This is a genomic window from Chryseobacterium sp. PTM-20240506, assembly GCF_048296755.1.
Lineage (GTDB): Bacteria > Bacteroidota > Bacteroidia > Flavobacteriales > Weeksellaceae > Chryseobacterium > Chryseobacterium proteolyticum.
This window is the reverse complement of the sequence record NZ_CP182581.1, coordinates 409,855-435,680: the sequence shown is the minus strand read 5'-3', so window position 1 is coordinate 435,680 and position 25,826 is coordinate 409,855. Positions and strand designations below refer to the sequence as shown.

1 protein-coding gene is annotated in these 25,826 nt (G+C 39.5%); it reads right to left on the bottom strand.

Annotated elements, in window-relative coordinates; all coding sequences use genetic code 11:
- Positions 1 to 11: 11 nt before the first annotated feature.
- A complete protein-coding gene (locus ACNFU2_RS01765; RefSeq protein WP_418123451.1) occupies positions 12 to 25,826 on the bottom strand; it encodes an SDR family NAD(P)-dependent oxidoreductase in 25,815 nt (8,604 codons plus the stop codon).

Here is a 25,826-nt window from a genome sequence, read left to right as displayed (position 1 = left end):
TAATAAGTCAATTAATTTTTATAAGCGTGTAAAAGAGGATGTAGTTTTTGTTCATCCCGAACTTGTTTTATAGGCTGTACCTGAATCGTATGTTTTACAGGATCTTCCTCCTTTTTGGCAAACCAGTAGCTTTCCCTTGCAAAAGGATAAGATGGCAAACCGATGATGGATGGTTTATCATCCTGATATAACACGTCCCAATCGATAACCGCTCCTTTGATCCATAATTTGATCAGAGACTCGCTTTCCCTTTCCTGGAGAGCACTTTCCAGATAAGCTTTTCCAGCTTTTCCTTCCAGCATGAACCCTGAATCATCTTTACGGACATTTCCGGTAAGCAATTCTTCAAGATGGTGGTTGAGATAATTATTCAGTTGTAAGAGCAGATCAGCTTTGCTTTCGGCTAAAAATGCCAAACGCTCTTCCAATGCGTCTCGTCCTGTCTGTAAGGTATAAGCAAGATCATGAAGATTGATTTCTGCATTTTTTTCAACAAAATTCTTCAGATCTGAAACCTTCTCCCGGAGTCTGTTTCCATTTTTAGCTGACAATACAATAATTGCTGGTCCGGAAACGTTTCGATTCTCAGGCTGCGGGCTAACATATTCCTGAATAATGATATGGGCATTACTTCCTCCTGCACCGAAACTACTGATTCCAGCGATCCGTGCCTTATTATCTTGTGTTGACCATTCTTCCAGAGACTGTTGTACTCTAAATGGACTGTTTTCAAAATCGATGTTCGGGTTGAGTACTTCAGAATGCAGAGAAGGAACCAATTGACGATGTTTCATTTGAAGCAACACCTTTGTTAATCCTGATATTCCTGCTGCTGATTCACAATGCCCAATGTTCGATTTTACGGAACCTACGCTGCAAAATTGTTTAGCATCAGATTCGAATGCATTCTTTAATCCGGTCAATTCTATAGGATCTCCTAAACTTGTTCCTGTTCCGTGTGCTTCTATATAGCTGAAATCTTCCGGCTGAATTCCTGCTTTTTTCATGGCCGCTTTAATGACCGCAGTCTGAGCTTTTGGATTCGGGACGGTGTAACCATTGGTTTTGCCGCCATGGTTGACAGCTGTTCCTTTAATCACTCCGTAAATACGATCACCGTCAGCAACAGCACGGCTTAAAGGTTTTAGTAACACAGCTCCAACTCCTTCACCCGGTACATAGCCTTCTCCACCTTCTCCGAAACTCTCGCATCGGCCTTTGCTGGAGGCGAATCCACCTTCACTTAAAATTAAAAATTTGTTTTGGTGCAAACTTAGATTGACTCCTCCTGCAACAGCCATTTCTATTTCTCCTGACTGTAAATCTTTACAAGCCATATGGATTGCCGTTAAAGAAGAAGAACACATCGTATCTACCGCCATACTAGGTCCGTGGAAATTGAAAAAGTAAGATACCCGGTTGGCAATACCGCTTGGGTTGCCCAGTAAAGCTGTCGGATTTCCTTTTGCTGTTTCTTCTGCTCCGAATAACTGATATTCTTCGTACATTACTCCTACATATACTCCAACCTGTCCTGACATACCGCTTGTTTCATTTACTTTCCCCTGAAGTTTGGCTTTTGTATATCCCGCATCTTCCATGGTTTCCCATACCGTTTGTAAGAAAAGTCTTTCCTGAGGATCCATGATTTCTGCTTCCCTTGGAGAAATATTAAAGAATAAAGGGTCAAAAAGATCAATATCTTTCATAAATCCACCCCACTTGCTATAGGTTTTGCCTTCTTTACCTTTTACAGGATCATAAAAATCGCTGATCTTCCAACGGTCTTCAGGGATTTCTCTGATGCTGTCTTTTCCTGATTTAAGATTCTCCCAAAACTCATCCAGATTCTTAGCATCAGGATATTTTCCACTCAATCCGATAATGGCAATCTCTTCAGATAGTATTAATGATTCAGGAAGTTCTTTTTCAGGAGTTTCTGTTCGTTGATCTACTGCCTTATCAGATGCTGTAGATTGTATATTTTTTACCTGATCTGTAAAGGCTACTTTCTTATGATCAACGGTTGTTGCTGATCCTGTTAGTTTCATAAGTTCATTGCGATGGGTTTTCAGGAAATGAGAAACCAATTCACCCAAGGTCTGACATTCAAAAAATACGGTTCTTGAAACCTTACCGAGTTTTTCTTCCAATAGGTTCGTCAATCTTACGACTATCGTAGAATCGATACCAAATTCTTCAAAAGGAATATCCTGCTGTAATTTAGCCACAGGGATCTTTAAGGTTCCGGCTATCAATGTCCCAATATATTCTATAGATGCTTCATATAAATGGTCATCAGCCTGGGAAACCGGAGTTTCTTTTGCCACTTCTTTTTGAAGTAGTGAACTTCCTTTTTCTATTCCCAGTTTTTCAGGATCTCCATAGATGACAATTCCCTGATTGAAATTGCTGTTCAATAAAGTGTCAAAAGCACGAAGTCCATCAGCAGTCAGCATTGGCCATAAACCAAAATGATGCGCCATATATTTCTCGTGTTCTGTGCTGATCTGCATTCCGCCCTCTTTCCATAATGGCCAGTTGATGCTTACTGTCTTTCCTGTTCTTTTTCCACGAAGCCGTTCCATTTCGCGATGTGAAGCAAAATGATCCAGCCACAAATTAGCTGATGCGTAATCCGACTGTCCTGTATTCCCGAATATTCCCGCTAATGATGAAAAATAAACCGTGAAATCAAGATTTTCATTTTTGGTTGCCAGATCAATGTTTTTAGCTCCTTTTACTTTAGCAGAGAAAACATCCCTAACCTCAGCTGCTGTCTTGTGAATCATCAGGCTATCTCTGGTTACCCCAGCACTATGAATAATACCATCAATACGGCCATATTCATTTTTGATTTTTTTCATTAAAGCCGTTACGCTTCCAAGATCAGTAATATCGCATTGTTCGTAAGCGGTGCTGGACAATTTTCTTAATCTACTTTTTTGTGAAGCATTAAGCTCACTTCTGCCGACCAATATTACTTTTGTGCCTGCAGTCTGATTGAAGTAATCTGCAAATAATAATCCCAATCCGCCTGCACCTCCAGTGATCAGATAAACACCATTTTCTTTAGCGGCTGTTTTTACCTCTTGATTGTCGTTTATGTTTAAAACTTTCAGTTTTTTTACTTCTCTTCTTCCAAGGTGATATCGAACTTCAGCATCGGTATTTTCCTGTTCAATTTGTAAAATCCTCACTAATTCATTCAATCCGTTAATCGACAGATTGTCTACTTCAATTAGTTTTCCTGCGGACACTAAGCTTTCCTGTACTGCTGTTTTCAATAATCCTGAAAGAAAACTATAATCCATTTCTTCTCCGGCAGGATATACCAATTGAATCATTTGCCCTACAGGTTTTCTTTGCTGTATTTCTTCAAGAATCTGAATGAAAGTTTCTTCCGGAGCATTTTCATGAATCATCTTTACTTCACATTCCAGGCTCTCTTCCAGCTTTTCTGCTAATACTGCAGAACCACCCGCCAAAAATACCAAAGGAGCAACTGATGTGTTTGTTCTTTTTGAATTAAATTCCTCTACACCTGCTTTCTGCCATTCATTAGCATACAGGTACAATCCAATACCACTCTCTGAAGTTTCCTTATTCTGACGTTTATTCTCATGAGCCACCGAAGATGTACTGTTGTTGTTTTCTAATGTTAAAACCACTAACTCAGTGAAACTGATCAGAACCTCACCCTGCTGATTCAGCATTTCAATCTCATAACTGCTGGATTGTTTACCTGAACTGTTTTTTCTCACATAACACCAGATTTCTTGTGATAAAGGCTTATAGATATTGATCTCCCTTACACTGAATGGCAACATCAATTGCTGGCTTTGATCAGAAAGACTGATCGCCATGCAGGTTTGTAATGCGCCATCCATCATTCCAGGGGATAAAGTAAATCCAGCTTCTGGAGTTAGCTCAATTCTTGATAATGCAGACTCCTCATTATACCAAACCTCCTGAACTCCCTGGAAGGTTGTTCCATAGTCCAATCCAATAGATCTGAACAATTCATAATAGGCTGCTTTATCCATTTTTGAAATAAAGCTATTTCGTAACTTATTGATGTTTTTGATCTGAGGAACTACGTTGGAAACCGATCCCATTATTCCTTGTCCATGCAACTGTTTCTCATCCGGACCTGAATAGATTTTATAAGTCCATTCATTATTCAAAGTTTCAATATTAATATGAAGTTGTACTGGTTCAGTATTAACCTTTACAGGTTGTAACCAGTTCACTTCTCTTAATTGAGCTATTGAAACCTCAGCACCCATCTCACCTGCTACACGGGCCATTTCAAGATAAGCGACTCCAGGCAGAACCTGTTCTCCAAAGACCTTATGATCTCTTAAAAAAGATTCACTTCCATTCAGCAGACTGCTAAACAAACAATTCTTTAGACTGGAATTATTCTGATGCAATAATGGATGTGCAATAGCAGAACTTGTAACTATTTTCTGTTCAGATTTCAGCCAATATCTTTCTCTTGCAAAAGGATAATGAGGTAGACTCACTTTATTACACTTCGTTTCCTGATATAATACATTCCATTTTACAGGAAATCCTTTTACCCAATATTCTCCTACAGCTGTCCAGAATTTATTGGCTAAAGCATTTTGAATCGCAGATGCTTCGGAAGATCGGCTGACTTCTTTTTTATAATGTCTGATATTTCCAGTAAAATAATGCCCTTCTTTTCCGATTGTAAAATCAGTAAGTCGATCAACCAGATCCTCAATTGTTTTTGCTGGAATAGCCAATCTTTCTTCCATTGCTGATCTTCCGACCTGCAAGGTGTAAGCAATATCATATAAGCTGATCAACGGTTCATTTTTAATATGTTTAACAAGCTGTTCAGCCTGTACAATCAATTGTTCTCTGCTTTTAGCTGACAATACAATCAATACATCTCCGCTATGCTTAATCTCTTTCTTTTCCTGAGGGATGTATTCTTCAATAACCATGTGCGCATTGGTTCCACTAAAACCAAAGCTGCTGATGGCCGCTCTTCTTTTTGTATTAGCCGGTGTATTCCAATCGGTTAGTGTATCCTGTATTTTAAATGGACTCTCTTTAAAATTGATTAACGCATTAGGCTTCTCATAATTAATGCTAGGCGGCAATTGTTTATGTTTCATTGCCAGAAGTACTTTTAAAACACTAGCCACTCCGGCAGCTTCTAAAGCATGACCTATATTTGTTTTCACACTTCCCAGACTGCAGAAATTCTGTTGATTGGTGTACGCTCTGAATGATGCATTTAAAGCTTCAAATTCTATAGGATCTCCTAATCCCGTACCTGTTCCGTGAGCTTCCACGTAGGTGATGGTTTCAGGATTGATATTAAACCTGTCATATACTTCTTTCTCCAGTTCTTCCTGAGATACTACACTTGGAGCGGTAATACCATTGGTTGTTCCGTCCTGGTTGGTCAGACTTCCTTTGATCACTCCATAAATACGGTCGTTATCCCGTTCTGCATCTGCCAGCCTTTTCAAAACAACAACACCAACACCTTCTCCCATCACAAAGCCATTAGCTCTACTATCAAAGGTGTAGCATCGTCCATCTGCAGACAGCATACCCGCTCTTACCGCCATATCATGTGAATGGGCAGAATTGATAATATTGATACCACCCGCCAAAACAAGATCTGTATCGCCTCTTTGAAGACTGTTAAATCCAAGATCCATTGCAACCAAAGAGCTTGAACAAGCTGTATTGACGGCTATTGCAGGTCCTTTTAAATTAAGGAAATAAGAAATTCTTGAGGCCAATATCGCACTTGAATTTCCCCAAAGCGCCGAAGGTAATGTTCCTTCAGTTCCAGCAATATAATCACTGTGTCCTGCTCCTGCATATACACCGCATTTCAGAGATGAAAGAGAGTCTGGGTCAATTCCTGCATCTTCAATAGCTTTCCAGCTATGTTCAAGGAATAACCGCTGCATAGGATCCATCATTTCTGCTTCAGACCCTGAAAGTTTAAAGAATAAAGGATCAAAATAGTCCGGATTTTCCAAACAGCTTGCCCATCTTTTCTGTCCTTCCACATTGTTATCATCTCTCCTCCATTTCTCATCCTTTATCTCTTTGACAAGACACTGCCCTTCAGCCAATACTTTCCAGTATTCATTCAGATCATTGGCCGTTCCGAATTGTCCACTGATTCCTATAATCGCAATTTCAGCGGTGGAATAAGAATGCTTTGAAACTTTATTTTCAGCAGCCTGACTTTTCTTTTCGGTTAATATGGTTTTATCTGCAACAGCATAGTGATGAACCTCAACAGGAGCCTGCAATTCTTCAGAGAAATTCTTTAACACATAATCCGTCATTAAATTAATGTTAGGATAACTGTATAAATCAGTTGCCTTGATGGTGATATTCAGCTCGGAATTGATATTGTTTACCAATTCAACACCCATAATGGAATCAAAACCATAGTCTTTAAACTGAGTGGTCGTATCAAAATCTTCTTCAGGCAACACAATCGTTGCTGCTGCGATCTGAATTAATTTTTCCATCAGCCAACTGTTATCCTGAGCTGTTTTAGTCTTTACATCAGCAGGTTCAGCTCTTTCTTCTATTGTTATGTTTTCTGAAGAATATTCAAATAGTTCCTGATCTGGCTCTTTTGCAGAAACGGCTAATGTCTTTTTTCCTTCCGGAATCCAATAACGATTACGTGCAAACGGATACACTGGTAAACTTATTTTAGCTGGTTTCTGACCCAGATAACAAGCAGACCAATCTTTTAATACTCCGCTTAACCAGTTTTCTGCCGTTGAAATTAAAGCTCTATTATTTTCTTCCGGTTTGCAAACAGGAACATTCAGATCTCTTTTTTCAGAAAGAAGGTTGATAAGATCTTTGGTATTAGCTGCTATAAATACCGCTTTTTCCTTCATCTTTTCACGCCCATTTTGCAAAGTATAAGCGACATTATGTATATCAAGCTGAGGATTCAGCTCCAGATAGTTCTTAAGATTGATAATCTGTTGTTGAAGTTGCCCCTTTGTCTTTGCCGATAATGGAATAATAGCACTGCCATCTATTTTATGAGTCAATTTTGATGACTGATATTCTTCAATAATGATGTGTGCATTGGCTCCTCCAAATCCGAAACTGCTGATCCCGGCAATTCGTGGCTTATTTCCTTCGCTGGTCCATTCTGTAGTTTCTTTCTGTAAACGGAATGGGGTATTTTCCATTTGTAAATAGGCATTTGGATTTTGCAAGTGCGGATTACCAGGTAAAACTTTATGCTTCATGGCCATCAATACTTTTGCTAATCCGGCCATTCCGGCTGCAGACTCAAGATGTCCGGCATTTGTTTTTACACTACCAATGCTGCAATAGGCTTTTTGTGTTTGCTGTAGTCCTTTATCCTCATATAATGTATTGAATGTAAGCTTAAGCCCTTCAATTTCTATAGGATCACCCAGCGCTGTTCCTGTCCCATGTGCTTCTATGTAGCTGATATCACGTGGATCTATATCTGAATTTCGGTATGCTTTTACCAATAGATCTCTTTGTGCATTGGGATTCGGAGAGGTTAACGTATTAGCTCTTCCACCATGGTTTTCAGCCGTTCCACGGATCACTCCGTAGATATGATCACCATCAGCTACAGCCTTGCTTAAAGACTTGAGGATCACAATTCCCACTCCTTCTCCACGGACATAACCATTGGCACGCTGATCAAAAGTTTTACATCTTCCATCTTCGCTCAACATCCCTGCACTGCTGAAGGAAAGCGTCAGTTCCGGAGACAGTATGGCGTTGACTCCACCTGCAATGGCCATATCGCAATGTCCGTTTCTGATGTGTTCTACGCCTCGATGAATGGCAATTAATGCACTTGAACACGCAGTATCCACCGGCTCACTTGGTCCATGAATATCCAATAGATAAGAAATTCTGTTTACCAATATCGAATGAGCGGCACCTGTGGAAAACTGTGCCAGACTTGTAAGATCGGTTCCGTTATTCAATAACATGGAATAATCTACCGCAGATACTCCGATAAAGGTTCCGGTATTGGTTCCTCTTAATGCGGAAGTGGCTATTCCTGCATCTTCCAAAGCGTGGTATACAGCTTCAAGGGTAATTCTTTGCTGAGGATCCATTAAAGCAGCTTCTTTAGGCGAAATATTGAAAAATAAAGGATCAAATTTGTCGATATCGCTGATAAATCCACCCCATTTTGCTTTGGTTTTGCGGCTTTCTTTTTGAGGATCTCCGTAATATTCCTGCCAGCTCCATCGATCTTCAGGGATTTCTGTGATCAGGTCTTCATTATTTTTAATTCTCTCCCAGAAAGTATTGATGTCAGGTGATCCCGGAAAACGTCCGCTGATCCCTATAATAGCAATTCCCTCTTCAGCTGGCTTTTGAGCTGCCTTTACCGGTGAGCTGTTGTATTGTGAAGAATGTTTTCTGTTTTTACGCCCGGAAAATTGATCAAATCGAGTTGAATCCTGAGCTGGAGTAACAGCCCTTGAATCATTTTTACTTTCTATTGCAAGGTTTGGATATTCTTTGATCAGGAATTCTGAAAATACTCCAATAGCCGGATAGTTATAAAATACCGTAGGCATTAATTTAAGATCATAGAAATTATTCAATGAACTGGTAAACTGGGTCATTAAAAGGGAATCAAAACCATATTCACCAAATTCTGTTTCCTGGTCAACCGTCGAAACCTCCATTTTAAGCAGTTTTGCTACAATTTCACTCACTTCTCTAACGATCTTATCTTTCGCCGTTTTTGAACCACCTACGTTTTCATTTGTACTTTTAGGTACTGAAACATTTTTTTGAGTGGTATTTGCAACTGCATTACCTGTCGTTTTGGAAATTCCTTCTTCTTTACCAAAATACACCGCATATTGTCCTGATTGAGCTTTCAGAATAAGATCGAACATCTCAAGACCTGTTTGTGTTGCCATTGGAATCATACCAAACTGACTTTCAAGGTATTTTTCTCCTGCTGCACTTACCTGCATTCCACCGGACTTCCATAATGGCCAGTTCAGACTGATTGTTTTTCCTGATCTCTGTCCTTTGGCAGCCGCTTCATTTCGGTATTCCACATAATGATCCAGATAGGTGTTGGCCGACGCATAATCTGATTGTCCTGCATTCCCTGTCACCGCTGCAACGGATGAAAAGAACATCATAAAATCAAGAGGTTCGTCTTTTGTTACTTCATCTAATACCTTCGTTCCTGTAATTTTAGGATGAAGCACCTGTTCCAAGTGTTCCTGGGTTTTATTCAGAATAAAACTATCTTTCAACGTTCCGGCACTATGGATAATTCCATTCAATCCCTGATAGGTTTCTTTGATGGTTGTAAGCAATCGCTCTGTGTCCTGATAATCTGTAATATCGCATGAATAATATACTGTTCCCGGAATTTCAGACAGTAGTTTTTCTATTTCCTGATCTGCCGTTCTTCTACCTGTCAGGATAATTTTCACATTTTTAGTTTTGCTTATATGCTTCGCGAAAATCTGTCCGAGACCACCGGCACCACCTGTAATGAGGTATACTCCATTTTCACGGATCGCCATTTGATCTACCGCTAGAATATCTTTTACTACCGGTCTGAACTGTTTTGTTTTGAAAATACCCTGATCATAACGGATTTCAGCATTTTTACTTACTTCATTTTTCAGTAATTCTGCCAGAAAATCAGGATCGAAGCTGTCTACACCGATGGTCTGTCCGGTAACTCCAGGATTTTCCTGAACTGCCGTTTTTAACAAACCGGTAATAAACCCTGCCTGTGGATACTGATGATTTGGGTAAACCACTGTGATATGCATTGAAGTATTTTTCTTCAAGTAACTTTTAAGCTGTTCAAGTATTGTAGTAAAATATTCGATTGGCTGATCGATTGCAATGGTCTGTACCGGGATTCCCAATCTTTCTTTTAATGTTTCTGCCAATGAATCTGTACCTCCTGCAAGCCAAATGAACTGTTTCTCAGTTTCACGTACTTTGGAGGAGTCTTTTGCAACCATTTCTTCCCAAACCGGCTGATAGATAAATGTATCAATATCTTTTTTAACAGACTTTGTGGGTTTAAAACCATCTAACGGAAGGGCTACAAAGTTTCTGAAACTTACTAAAACGACACCATGATCATTGATCAGATCAATATCGTATGCTGCCAGCTTATCTTCTGATTTGGTTTGCTCATTTTTTCGTGCATATGCCCACAATGATTGTCCTTCTAATGTCTGGTAGCAGCTCATCTCTCCCATAAAATAAGGAAGTGCCAATGAATACGTTTCGTCAGCGAGTTGCTGGAAACCATAAATGGTATGGAGCATACTGTCAAGGATTCCAGGAGTATACATAAAGCCTTCAAGGCTTGTCAGATTAATTTTAGCTAAACAACCATGGTCATCTGCATACATCTTTTGAACTCCCTGGTAGGCAGCACCGAGATCAAGTCCTGCAGCCAAAAATTCATTGTACATTCCTTTCCCATCCAATACCTTATCGGCTTTAGCCTTCAAAGCATTGATGTCCATTTTTTCCGGCTGGATAAGCTTATCGGTGGATATCTGACCATTACCATGTACCACTTCTTTATCGTTATAGACCTCATAACAAAGCTGATCACCATCCCTATAAATCGCGGTTGAAATCTTTGCATAGTCATCCACGATGGAAATCGGATTGACCCAACTGATATTTCTAAGTTGTGTTACCTTTTGGCCTGTACTCAATGTTCCGGCAATTCTTGCCAGTTCGAGATAAGCAACTCCCGGCAATATCTTTTCGTTTCTTACTTTATGATCGCTCAGGAAAACTTCCTCACCTGTAAAAATACTGGTATACTTTTGTTCATTTAAATCCGATTCATTCATATGCAGTAATGGATGAATTCTGGTATTTGCCATTGTTTTTAGCAGGAATGAACTGACAGGGATCCAGTATCTGTTTTTGGTAAACGGATAAACAGGTAAATTGATTTTCGAAGGACGTCCGTTGATATATAGCAGGTTCCAATCTACAGATGCTCCTTTAACCCATAAGCCTGCCAATGAATTGAGGTCTTTATTGTCAATGGCAATACTGATATAGGCATTTCCGGAACCCGTTTTATCCTGTTTTATATTTCCCGTAAATCCATGTTCTGAATTTCCTGAAAGATAATCTGTCAGTCTGCTCATCAATTCGATTTTATTGGTTACGACCAAGGCCAGTCTTTCTTCCATCTCATCCCTGCCCGTTTGCAGGGTATAGGCGATATCAAAAAGATTCGCTTCAGGATTTTTTTGAACAAAATCTAAAAGGTTACTCACCTGCTGTTTCAGATTGTCTTTAGTTTTTGCAGAAAGTATAATAATGGACTGGCCGTCTTCCTGATAAGGAGTTGTCTGATCAGGTCGGTATTCTTCAATGATAATATGTGAATTGGCGCCTCCGAATCCGAAACTGCTGATTCCCGCAATTTTAGGACGGTTATCGGATCTGATCCAGGGACCTGTCTCTGTTCGCAACTGGAAGATACTTCCGTTTAATTTCAGGTATTCATTAGGATTTTTTAAGTGTGGATTTCCTGGCAATGTATTGTGTTTCATACACAGTAGTACTTTAATAGTACTTGCAATACCTGCTGCAGATTCCAGGTGTCCGATATTGGTTTTTACACTTCCGATACTGCAATGCGGTTCTGTAGGCTGTTGAAGTCCTTTATCTTTATATAAATCTTTAAATGCAAGCTTCAGTCCTTCTGCTTCTATCGGATCTCCAAGAGGTGTTCCGGTTCCGTGAGCTTCAATATAACTCACATCACGCGGATCAATTCCGGCACTGCGATAGGCATGAAGCAAAAGATCTCTTTGTGCAATCGGATTAGGTGAAGTTAAGGTGTTCGCTCTTCCCCCATGGTTTTCTGCGGTACTTCTGATCAACGCATGAATAGGATCACCATCTGCAATGGCCTGTTTCAATGATTTAAGGACAATAATTCCTACTCCTTCTCCTCTTACGTATCCATTGGCACTCTGGTCAAACGTTTTACATCTTCCGTCTTTGCTCAACATTCCTGATTGGCTGAAAGAAAGAGTCAACTCTGGAGAAAGTAGTGCATTCACTCCTCCTGCAATGGCCATATTACACATACCGTTTCTGATATTTTCAACCGCCCTGTGGATGGCAATTAATGAACTTGAACAGGCCGTATCTACCGGTTCACTTGGTCCATTGATATCCAGTAAATAGGAAATCCTGTTCACCATCATGGAATGTACGGAGCCTGTAGTGGTATGCATTTGTCCCGCTAAATCGGTTTCATGGCGAAGGCGTATCAAATAGTCAGAGGCAGAAACTCCTATAAATATTCCGGTATTGGTCCCCTTAATGCTTTCTGTTGCAATTCCACCGTCTTCCAGCGCCTGGTATACGGACTCCATGAGAATACGTTGTTGAGGATCCATTAGCTCAGCCTCCATGGGAGAAATACTGAAAAATGCAGGATCAAACTTATCGATATCGGTAAGGAAACCTCCCCACTTGGATCGGGTTTTATTCTTTTCCGTTAAAGGATCTCCGTCATATTTTTTCCAATCCCATCGGTCTGCGGGAACTTCTGTGATCAGGTCTTTATTTTCGCTGATATTTTTCCAGAAAGTATCCAGATCCGGTGATCCCGGAAAGCGTCCACTCATCCCAATAATAGCAATAGGTTCATTGACGGATTGTGGTTTTGGTTTGTAAGGAGTGAACTGTTTTACTGATTGCTTTACAGGTGTTGCAAAGGTTGTTGAAAAAGCGCTCTTTTTTATTGTGATTTTTTCAACCGGATTAGCTATTGGAGCAGCAGGAGATTCTCCGTGCAATGCAGTGAGTGCCTCCGTATATTCTTCTGTCATAAATGCAGCCAGTTTATTGATGGTTGCATAATTATAAAAGACCGTTGGCATCAGATCCAGATCATAATAACCGTTGAGCTCATTGTTGAAACGGGTTAATAAAATGGAATCAAACCCATAATCTCCGAATTTTTTATCATTTTCAATTTCGGCAGGCTCCATTCTTACTAATTCAGCAACAATACTGATGATCTTATCGGTCGCTTTTTTCTTTAGCAAACTTGCTTCAACTGGTGCTGTTATTTGTTCGTCAACCGATTTTTCAACAGTTTCGTCAGGAGTATCTTCCTGTACCGTAGTTTCAAGACCATCCAAGGGAAGTGCCACAAAATCTTTGAAGCTTAACAATACATCTCCTTCATTATTCAGGAGATCCAGATCGTATGCAACGACCTGATCGCCGTCTTTGTAATTTTCACTTTTTCTGGCATAGCCCCACAATACTGAAGCATCTGTTATAGGCTCATAAAAATATACTTCTTTTACAAAATAGGGTAACTCCAATGAATAGGCTTCTCCTCCTGAAATAACCAATCCGTAAATAGTATGCAAGAGACTGTCCATAATACCCGGTGTATACATGCAACCTTCCAGTTCTTCAAGACGGATCTCTGATAAAGCGATATTCTCCCCTACGTTAATTTGGGCAACTCCTCTGAAGCTCTTTCCAAGGTTCAATCCGTTTTCTTTGAAATTGTGATAAACTTCTGCTCCAGGAATAACCTTTGAGCAGGCCGCTTTCATCATTTCCAGATCATATCTTCCGAGAGGTTCTCCCTCACCGGTAATGATCAAACCGTTTCCATAAAGAAGCTGGCTATTTTTCTGATTATAAATTTTGTAATTAAGACCTGTTGGTTCTGGATCCAATGTAACGGCAATAGAGACCATTCCATTTTCAAGTTTTAGCGGGTTCAGCCAACTCACATTTTTTAATTTTACCACTTGCTTTTGGGAGCTCAAAGCCCCTGCTGCTCTCGCTATTTCCAGATAGGCTACTCCCGGAAGTATTTTCTCATCATTTACGATGTGATCATAAAGGAAAGATTCAGTTCCATCATATACTGCCGCGTATTGTTTTTGCTTACCATTAGATTCATCGGTATGTAACAAGGGATGCAGATGATTTTCTGTGATTGGTGCATGCACTATTCTTTTAGGAGAATCAGGGATCCAGTACCGTTGTCTTGCAAATGGATAAACAGGGAGACTGATGCGTTTTGGTAACATATCTGTGTATAATAGTTTCCAATCAACATCAATTCCTTTTACCCACAGCTGAGCAAGGCTTTTGATCTCATTATTTTTAAAAGCTGTTTCCACATAGGCTTTTCCTGCAGTTCCCTCGAGAAGGAAGCCGATTTGCTCCTGATTGATATTTCCTTGATAGAATCCAAAGCTATTGCCATTGGTGTAGTTCTCCAACTGAGTCAATAGATCTTCCTGGCTTTCTGCAATCCATGCAAGACGCTCTTCCATCGCTTCACGTCCTGATTGTAACGTATAAGCCAGTTCGTGTAAATCAGTATCCGGATGAGCTTGCAAGAACATTTTCAACTGCAATGCTTTAGCTTTTAACCGGTCTGCATTTTTTGCAGACAGTAGAATAACAGCAGGCTGTCCTTCCACAATTTCTTTTCTGGTAGCAGGAATATATTCTTCTATAATTAAATGGGCATTGGCTCCACCAAAACCAAAACTGCTGATTCCAGCGATTCTTGGTTTGTTGTCAGCAACATTCCAGTCGGTTGTATTTTGTTGCAACCTGAACGGACTTCCATCCAGATTTAAATATGGGTTGGTCTGAATCAAATGAGGATTTCCAGGCAGTGTTTTATGTTTCATCGCCAGGATGACCTTCATTACCCCTGCAATTCCTGCAGCAGCTTCCAGGTGGCCAATATTTGTTTTGACACTTCCAATACTGCAATAGGCAGCTTCTGCCGAAGTTTGATTTCTCTGTTTATATAAAGTATTAAAAGCCAATTTCAATCCTTCTATTTCAATGGGATCTCCCAGCGAAGTTCCTGTTCCATGAGCCTCTATATAGCTTACATCTGCCGGATGAACTCCTGCTCTGCTATACGCTTTAACCAACAGTTCTTTTTGAGCATTCGGGTTTGGAGAAGTTAATGTATTGGCTTTTCCACCATGGTTTTCTGCGCTTCCACGGATAATTCCGTAAATATGATCTCCGTCTGCTTCTGCCTGTTCCAATGATTTTAAGATCACCACTCCTACTCCTTCACCACGTACATAACCATTAGCACTTTCGTCAAATGTTTTACAACGTCCATCTACGCTTAGCATTCCAGATTCACTGAATGAAAGAGTCAATTCCGGAGAAAGAAGTGCATTTACCCCTCCGGCAATTGCCATTTTGCTATCTCCGTTTCTGATGTGTGCTACGGCACGGTGAATGGCAATCAGTGAACTAGAACAAGCGGTATCCACAGGCTCGCTTGCCCCACGAATATCTAATAAATAAGATATTCTGTTGACCAGGATAGAATGTACTGATCCGGTTGCATAATGTCCCTGTCCGGTTAAATCAGACTGATTATTCACTAACATAGAATAGTCGGATGTGGAAACTCCAATAAAAATACTGGTGTCACTTCCTTTGATCTTATCCGGTGCAATTGCTGCATCTTCAAGAGCATGATATACGGCCTCCAGAGTGATTCTTTGTTGTGGATCCATCAGTTCTGCTTCACGCGGAGAGATGTTAAAGAATAAAGGATCAAATTTATCAATGTCGGAGATCAGTCCGCCCCATTTAGCTTTGGTCTTATTTTTTTCTTTTAACGGATCTCCGTAATACGCTTTCCAATCCCATCGGTCTGGGGTAATTTCAGTGATCAGATCTTTATTGTGACTGATATTTTTCCAGAAAGCATCTAAATCATCTGACCCAGGGAAACGTCCACTGATCCCAATAATAGCAACTGCTTTTTGTATTGTATCAGTATTGTTACTGATGACATTCACAGCTGTTTTTGGTAATGCGGTACGTCCCTCATTATTGAAAGCAACTCGTTTGTGTATGATCGTGGCAGGTTGAACCTCTTCTGATTTTACAACTACAGATGAGCTGTGTTTTTGAGTTACTGACGCATAATGTTCTTCCATTAAAAAATCTTTCAGATCATTGATCGTCGGATAATTATAAAAAACAGTGGGTAATAATTTAAGCTCATAAAATGCATTTAACTGGCGGGCAAATCTGGTTAATGAAACAGACTCAAAACCGTAATCACCAAATGCTTTGTCTCTTTTAATAGCCGCAGAGTTTAATTTTAACAACACTGCTACTGTTTCGATAATTTTACCTGAAACTTTTTCTGAAATTTCAGATTGACCAATAGCTACTTGGGCTATTGGAGCATCTTCTACCTTAATTTTAGAAATCTGTACATCTTCATGAGTGTTTTCATAGGTAACCAGAATTTCTCCTTTCCCATTTTTTAGTAAAGTATCAAAAGCCCTTATACCATCTGCGGATGGAAGTGAAAGTGATCCCAGGTGTGTTTCCAAATGCTTTATGTCTTCTTCATTCACCTGCATTCCGCCATCTTTCCATAAAGTCCAGCAGATGCTTAAAGTTTTACCGTTTGCTTTTTTACTATTCCTTTCTGTATTTCGGTAAGTCGCATACGTATTCAAATAAGCATTAGCAGCAGCATAATCCGCCTGTCCGGCATTTCCTTTAATGCTTGTTATGGAAGAGAAGAATACCATAAAATCTAATGGCTGATCTTTGGTCGCTTCATCAATGTTTTTTGTCCCCTCTACTTTAGCTGCAAAAACCTCATCCACCTGTAAAGATGTTTTATTGATGATATAACTATCTCTAAGGACACCTGCACTGTGAATCACGCCATTTAAAGGACCATATTCCTGATTAATAAGATGTACCAGTTTCTGGGTTTCTTCAAAGTTGCTCAGATCACAATGATGATAAACAGCTCCAGGTATTTTAGACACTAAAGTCTTAATGGTTTCAGACCATACACTTCTGCCTGCTAGTACCAGTGTAATATTATTTTTACTGCAAATATGCTCTGCGATCTTCAAACCTAAGCCTCCTGCACCACCCGTTAAAAGGTAAACTCCTCCTTTTTTAAAGGTTATACCTTCTGTATTTTGGGAGTCAAAACTTACAGACACTGATCTTTTCACGGTTCTTACACCATTAGTATAGGCTACTTCAACATCTTTATTATGCTGCTCCGCTTCAATCATTGAAGTAAGTTCTCCCAAATTCTTAACGGATAAATGATCCACGGCAAGTACTTTACCTGTAATTCCAGGATACTCAAGATGTGCTGTTTTAAGCAATCCGGATACAAAACCATACTCAGGGTAATCACTGTTCTGACAAACGATCGTAATTTGAGTACGCCCTTTCTCCTTTATTTTTTCTTTTATTTTAGATAATACGGAATTGAAGAAAGCCACTGGCTTTTCCTGGTTGATGGATATAACTTCCAGTCCCAGTTCTTCCTGAAGCTTATCGCACAAATCTATGGCACCACCAGCAATAAGAATTATCTGATTGGCGGTTTCAAGTTGTTCTGAGCTTAAGGCTTCTTCTTTCCATTCCTGTTGATAATACACTACTTTTCCTTTTTCATTCGAAGAAGTCTTTATTCCTGAATGATCGGAATCCTTGCTTCCCAAAGGCAGGAAGATAAAGTCTTTAAAGGATAATAATGCTTCTCCGTTTTCATTTAATAAATAAAAATCGGCAGTTACAACCTTGTCGTTATCTCCTTCTTTTTTTCTCACCGCATAACCCCAAAGCTCCTGGGCTTCTTCAAGTCCTTTATAGAAATTAATTTCTCCTGCATAAAAAGGCAGTACCAATGAATAAGAATCCATTAAACCATAAATGGCATGAAGAAGGCTATCCATAATACAAGGCGGATATACGCAACCTTCGTTATTCACCAATTTTATTTTTGACAAAGCATATTCTTCTGCCACATATAAGGTCTCTACCTGCTGAAAACTGCTCTTCAGGTTTAATCCTTTTAAATCAAAGGCGTTATACAATTCTGATCCTGTGATTTCATTGACACAGTCTTTTTTAAGCTGCTGAATATTCATTTTTTCAGGAGCTGCCGTTAAAACATTGGAAAGTCTTCCACTATTATGAGTAATCAGGGTGTCTTCATGGCCACTGTATATTTCATAAACCACATCTTCCTGATCGCGGTGTAATCCTATGTGAAGTGTTTCTGATTGATGAACCCAGAAAGGATTGATCCAGCTTACTTCTTTAAGTTGGGTAACTTGCTTATGGGTACTGAATTTACCCGCAGCCCTTGCCAGCTCCAGATAAGCAACTCCTGGTAAGATTTTATTATGGCGTACCTGATGATCCGCTAAGAATGATTCTTCACCACTAAAAGTGCTGCTGAACTGTTGTTGATCCAGGTCAGATGTATTCTGGTGTACCAGTGGATGTAATGTTCTGTCAACAATTTTTCCTGTTGGATTCAATTTTCCTTCAGCATTAGGAAGCCAGTAGCGTTCCCTTGCAAAAGGATAGGTAGGCAGACTGATCTTACGAGGTTGTTTTCCAGCGTAAAGCAAATTCCAGTCGAATAAGAATCCTTGTATCCATAGATCAGCAATTCCAGTCCAATCCCCGACCTTGATCCTATTCTGAACTTCGGTAGATTTTTCTTCTCCTTTAGTTCCTATTTTACAGGTTCCTGTTGTATATGTTTTTTGAGAATCTGTATCTTTTAAAAAGTCATCCAGTACACCTATTAATGATGGAATATCCTTCACAACAAAGGCTACCCGGTTTTCCATGGCTTCTCTTCCTGTTTGTAAAGTATAAGCGATATCCGCCAATGATAAGGTGTTATCTTTTTCTAAACTATATTTTAAGTTAAACACCTGTTCCTGAAGGCGTTCTTCATTTTTAGCTGATAAGACAATGATCGCAGGATCCTGTTCTAATTCATTTTTAGAAGTCTGTTCTGGTATTCTGAATTCTTCGATAATAAGATGAGCATTGCTTCCCCCGGCACCAAAAGAACTTAACATCGCTCTTAATGGCAATTCTTCAGATTGTCCGTTCTGATTAATGATCAACGGTCTTTTCCATGGCACTAAACTTTGAGGAACATAGAAGGGTGTATCTTCAAAACTGATATTCGGATTCAGTGTTGCAGAATGAATAGATGGTACTAAATGCTGGTGTTTAAACTGTAACAGAATTTTTGTCAGTCCTGCAATACCCGCTGCGGCTTCCAAATGCCCGATGTTTGATTTTACAGAACCGATGGCACAAAATTGTTTATCATCTGTATATTCATCAAAAGCTTTACAAAGTCCCGTCATTTCAATAGGATCTCCTAAAGATGTTCCTGTTCCATGAGCTTCTACATACGATATGGTGCGTGGATCAATTCCGGTCTTTTGCAAAGCAGACTGAATCAATTCCCCTTGTAAATTAGGACTTGGTACGGTATATCCATTGGTTCTTCCATTATGATTAACGGTAGTTCCTTTGATCACCCCATAAATCTGGTCACCATCCGCAATTGCTTTTTCCAGAGGTTTAAGCAAAACTGCACCGATCCCTTCACCTGGTACATAACCATCTCCAATACCAAAGCTTCTGCAACGTCCGTCACTGGCTAAGAAATTATTCTGACTCAGGAATAAATATTTGCTCAATGACAATGATAAGTTCACACCTCCGGCAATACAGCTTTCCGATTCTCCGCTTCTGATGCTTTCACAGGCATAATGTAAAGCCGTTAATGATGCAGAACAAGCAGTGTCTATGGCCATACTTGGCCCTGTCCAGTTAAAGAAGTAAGAAACTCTGTTAGGAATACTGTATAAAAGGCCACTTGGAGCGACAGGATTTCCTTTGGCTGTTTCTTCTATTCCAAGGTTAACGTATGGCTGCCATAATGCACCTACGAAAACACCTACTTTCTTAGATTGTTCTGTGAGTTTCTCACGGGTAATTCCGGCATCTTCCAACGTGGACCAGACTACCTCTAAAAATAACCTTTCCTGAGGATCGATTTTCTCTGCTTCTCTTGGTGAGATATTAAAAAATAATGGATCAAATTGATCAACATCATTGATAAAACCACCCCAACGGGCATATAACAGTCCATTTTCTCTATCTTCATCAAAATGTCCCTTATAATCAAAACGATCCTGCGGAATTTCTTCAATACAGTCGTCTCCTTTTTTCATCAAATCCCAGAAATCAGAAAGCGTATTCGATTTTGGATATTTTCCACTCACTCCAACAATAGCAATGTCTTTGTTTGTGCTTTTTTCTGTTGAATGCTCAACAGAAGCAATCTCTTCTACCCTTTCCGGTGTTGAATCAATTTCTTCCGGTTCACCTAATAGATCTTTTAATACACCCACATGTTTTTTCTGAAAATACCCTGCCAGCTCATTGATATTGCGGTATTCAAAAAATAGGGTTTTGGATAAGTTTCCGAAGGTTTTTGCTAACAATCTATTCAGATCGATGATCATTCTGGAGTTAATTCCCAGTTCTTCAAAAGATGTTTCAGCATCCATTTCCTCTTCTTCCAGACCAACTCCTTCGTGTAACAAAGCTTTCAAAAGACTTTCAATACGCTCTATCGCAAGTTCACCACTCTCAACAGCTTTCACTCTTGGGGCTACTGATTGAGTTGAAGTTATAGTATTGGATGCATTGGTTGTTTCTTTGATTGAAAACCCATTAAGTTTAGCAATAATATTTCCTTCAATATCCATCACCTGAGCATCAAATTTTCTGATGCCGCTTCTGGTTTTGTTAGCTTCGTGAGCTATGGTATGTACGTAACACTCCGCAGGAATCTGACCTGTAAATACAATCTCATCTATGGCCACCGGAATGTATTTGGAATTTTCCAAGCCATTAGGCTTATTATTAATAATAGCGGTCTGGAATACTCCTGTAAGCATACTCGGATGTAAAATATAATCTGACAATGTTTCTGCCACGTGTAAAGGCAAGATTAGGTGTCCTAGAGCTTCTTCTTTGTTGGTCCACAGTTCCTTCATCGGCATAAAAGAAGGTCCTACGTGTAATCCTTCAGCGATGATTTGTTCATAAACCGTTTCCCTGCTTATACTTATATTTAATTTTTCTTGAGCTGCCTGAATATCAAAAGTTCCCAGTTCGCCCGGTTCAATGAATGTTTCCATGTTGACATCACCCATTGCATGTACTGTTTTTCGACCATTGGTATCTTCACTAAATATTTCGTAAGCATACAATGAACCCTTTGGTACCATCTGAATAAAAGCATTGATTGCAGGTCCTGCTGATGATAATACTTCCGGCCAGTAATTATTGGATAAACTGCAAATCCTTTTTCCAAGCAATGTGGCAGCCTGTCTTCCCATTTCAATGTAGCAGGCTCCCGGAACATTGTATTTTCCATCCACCACATGATCCTGCATGAAGAATTCTTCATTGCTATATCGTTTTCTAAACAGTAAGTTCTTTACGTCTGATCGTTCAGCATCTACCAATGAAGTAGTTGCTATATAACTCTTTTTAGTGTCGTTTGGCAGAGATTCTTTGATCTTTTCAGGATCAAAAGATGGAACCTCGTTGGCAATATTAGCAGCAAGATTTTTGATGGTATTGTATTCAATCAATAAAACAGGATTGATTGTTGCTCCCACATATTCAGTCAATTTTGCAGAAAGCTTTACCAATCCTGAAGAATCAAGACCTAGTTTATTGAAGCTGTCTGTATCTTTTATTACTGAAGTTTTAGGTAAAATATCAGCAATCATATTTCTAAGTATTGAAGAGAAATCACCTTTTTCAGAGTCTCTTTTTTCACTATGGGCTTGATCAAATACATGCTCGACACTTAGGTGAGATTCTATTTTAGCTGCAATTCCTTCAATCAATACCGCCTGACCTGATGTTGAGTTATTGTCTGTGCTTAATAATTTTACAAAACCTTTTAAGGCATCTTCATTAAGCATCGGTTTCATTCCGAATACCTGCCATAAATGCTCTCTTTCTTCATCGGAAACACTAATTCCTCCGCTTTCCCATAAAGGCCAGTTAATAGCCAGGCTGATTCCATGATTTCCTTTTTCTATTTCTCTTCTGTTCCTGATTTCCATCATGTGATCAAGGAAATTGTTAGCAGAAGCATAGTCACATTGTCCCTGATTAGGCATCAATGAAGCTATTGAAGAAAATACGATAAAGAAATCAAGCGTTTCATTCTGAAGGCATTCATCCAGATTGATCGTTCCATATACTTTTGGAGTGATCACTCTTTCAAATGAATCTGCTTTTTTATTGATGATAAAAGAGTCTTCAATCAGACCAGCTGCATGAATGACTCCGTTAATCGTTTTAAATTTCTTTTTGATTTTGGAAATAGTCACAGAAAGTGCTCTTTTATCAGCCACATTAGCTCTGTAGTATGATGCATTTCCTCCAAGTTGTTTTAATTGCTGAAGCTTTTCTTCAATGGCTTCATTCTTTAAGCTTCGGCCTATTAATATAATATTGGCCTTATAGTGTTCCGCCAAATAAGCCGCGAATACCATTCCTAAACCACCGGTGCCACCAGTAATGATATAACATCCGTTTTCTTTTAACAACAGTTCTGATGATGCATTGTCCAGTTGTTTTACCGGAACAACGGTTCTTTCCTGTCTTAGACTGTTACGGTAAATTACTTCCAGGAGAGGAGCCATCACATAATGCGTCATCTCCTGCACAATGATATCCTTATAAGAAGATATATCTGCCTCACTGATTCCCAGTGTTAGAATTGAAATTCTTGGATTCTCATAAGCCAAGGTTCTCGCAAATCCACCTGCCATTTGCTGTATCGCAGCAGATTTTGTATCATTATAATTGTATGCAAACAGTAATTTAATGCGTCCTGAATATTCAGCAGTAATTAAAGCTTGTGACAGATACAATAATGCATAAATATCCTGCATATTTTCAGCGACCTTCTCACCACGGCTCATCCCCCATCTGTAGATCCAGTTATCTGTAACCATTCCGTCTTCTTCAAGATCTTTAAGCAGATTTTTAAAAGATGCCGTATCTGCAACATCAAGCTGATAGGTGTATTGATCTTTTTTCTCATAAGAATCCCCCGGTAATACCAAAACTGGTTTTGTATAACCTAATTCTGCCTTTATCTTTTCATATAATAAAGCGTCCGTATCAAAAATAATAACAGAAGCAGGTCTTTCTGCGTGGATTCCTAATGGTCTTTCTAGCCAATCGGTCGTATAATGTAAGCTCTCAATAACAGGTACAGCCGTTTCCTCAATGGTCACAGGTCCTGATTTATAAGCTCTTTTCACAAATTCATTAAATTCAAGGATCACATTTCCATGTTCATCACACAAAAACAGATCAAATGAAAACCTGTTTCCATTCTGGTATGTATCTGATTTTTTGACATAAGCATAATGAGCATCTGCCAGATTACCATAACAACGGATCGCTTTTAAATAAAATGGTAATAACTGATGTTGGGCTTCTACATGACCCCAGATGCATAATCCAACAACGGTCTGAAAAACCCCATCCAATAAAGACGGTTCCCAGACTTTTGAGGAAACCGGATTTTCTTTTTTAGTAGGTTTTAATAGGCATATTGCTTCATCAGCGGCAAAAAAGCCTTCTGTGATGGTTTGGAAAGTTTCCTTGTAAGCCAAACCTTCTTTTGCGAATTCATGATAGATTTCTTCTGCTGTTTTTACAGTGGAGCAACGTTGTTTTATTTTTTGCAAGTCAATAGATCCTGCGGAAGTTGTATTGCTTTTCAGTGAGACATTTCCATTGGCGTGAACCCCGTCAGTAGTTGTGATTTCAAATGAAAATCCTGTATTTATTGGTGTAAGTTTGATCTGTAAAGGAACATTCTCTTCATATACTTTTACCGAATGCATCCAGCATACATCATTCAATTCATTAACCGGACGTCCACAAGCCTGTTCTGCTACCGATCTTGCAATTTCCAGATAAGCAACCCCCGGCATCATGCATTCGCCTTGCACTACATGATCACGAATAAAATAATTTGTTGATTGTAAAAGAGCTTCATATTCCCATTGTTGCTGATCTTTGTTTAAAAACTGCATCAATGGTGATCCCACTTCCCGAACAATTGCTGAATTTGAAGTGGACACTGAAACAGAAGCTCCATCCATCCAGCATCTTCTTCTTTCAAAAGGATATCCCGGTAAAGAAATTCTTACACCATCAGCCAGTTGATTTTCAGCATCCGTCTCGGTTTTGTTAATTTTTCCTGTGGAAATATATTCTTCTAACTGCTTAATAAGATCTTCTACGTCAGAAACTACGAAAACAGCTTTAGCAGCCATTGTATCTCTTCCGTTTTGAAGGGTAAAGGCAATATCTTGTATGCGTAATTCTGCCCTATTTTTTCTTATAAAATCTGTAATTCTTTCAGCATATGCTTTTAACTGTTTTTCTGTTCTTGCAGATAATGGGATGGTATAACTCTTTACGTTTTCCTCCGTATTTCTGATTTGTTCTCCATCATACGCCTGTAAAATAACATGTGCATTTACTCCCCCCATTCCAAAAGAACTTACCCCGGCTGTCAATGCTCCACTTTGAATTCCGCTTTCAGAAGGCTTCCATTCTGTATTTTCAGTAGAAATAACAAAAGGACTTCCTTTTAAATCGATATATGGATTCAGCTTTTTATGATGCAATATCCCCGGAATTTTTCCATTCTGCATACATAGCAAAACTTTGATAAGCCCAGCTATACCCGCAGCACTTTCCAGGTGTCCGATATTGGTTTTTAGTGCCCCTAAAGTGCAATTGATATTTTCATCCGCTCCATACTGACTGTAGACTTTTTTCAAAGCACTGATCTCAATAGGATCACCCAATGGCGTTGCCGTACCGTGTGCTTCAATATAGCTTACATTTCCTGCTTCCAAAGCAGCATCTTCCAAAGCAGCATTTACTACTTCAGCCTGTGCACGTACGCTTGGGGAAGTCAATGAATTGGAACGGCCATTATGATTCACTGCTGTTCCTTTAATCACACCGATAATACGATCGTTATCTGCTATTGCCGCAGACAATGGTTTTATGAAAATACATCCTACTCCTTCTCCACGTACGTATCCGTCAGAACTTTCATCAAAGGTTTTGCATTTACCTTCTGAGGAGAGCATCCCTGATTTCCCGTGAGACAAATACATGGTTGGTGTAATCAATGCATTCACACCACCTACCAGAGCAGATTCGCAATTTCCTGAACGAATATCCCTGATAGCATTATGCAATGCCACCAAAGAACTGGAACAAGCGGTATCTACCACTTCACTTTTCCCTCTGATATCAAGGAAAAAAGAAACCCTGTTCGCCAAAATAGAATGTACCGTACCAGTAGAAACGAACGAGCTAATCTCCTGATGCGTAGATTGCAGCATTTCTGCGTAATCATTTTTGGAAACCCCAACATACACTCCTACTTTTTTGCCAGACAGGCTCTCCGTGCTGTATCCTGCATCTTCCACTGCATGCCACGCTGCCTCTAAAAAGACTCTGTGCTGGGGGTCAATATATTTAGCTTCTTTAGGGGATATATTAAAGAATAAAGGATCAAATTTATCCATATCATTGATAAATCCTCCCCATTTGCTATTAGTTTTTGGTATGTCCGACGCGGGATCACCATAGTATTCCCGCCAATCCCAACGCGATTCCGGAATCTCCGTTACACTGAAGGTTCCATTGATAAGGTTATTCCAAAAATCATGATAATTATCCGCTCCGGGAAATCTGCATGACATTCCAATAACGGCAATATCTGTCCTGTTCAACTGGTTATCCAGCTGAAGATTATTTTTTGAAGTATCTTCCAT

Coding starts and splice junctions, on each gene's coding strand:
- ACNFU2_RS01765 (WP_418123451.1), bottom strand. CDS start 25,826: ATGGAAGATACTTCAAAAAATAATCTTCAGCTGGATAACCAGTTGAAC.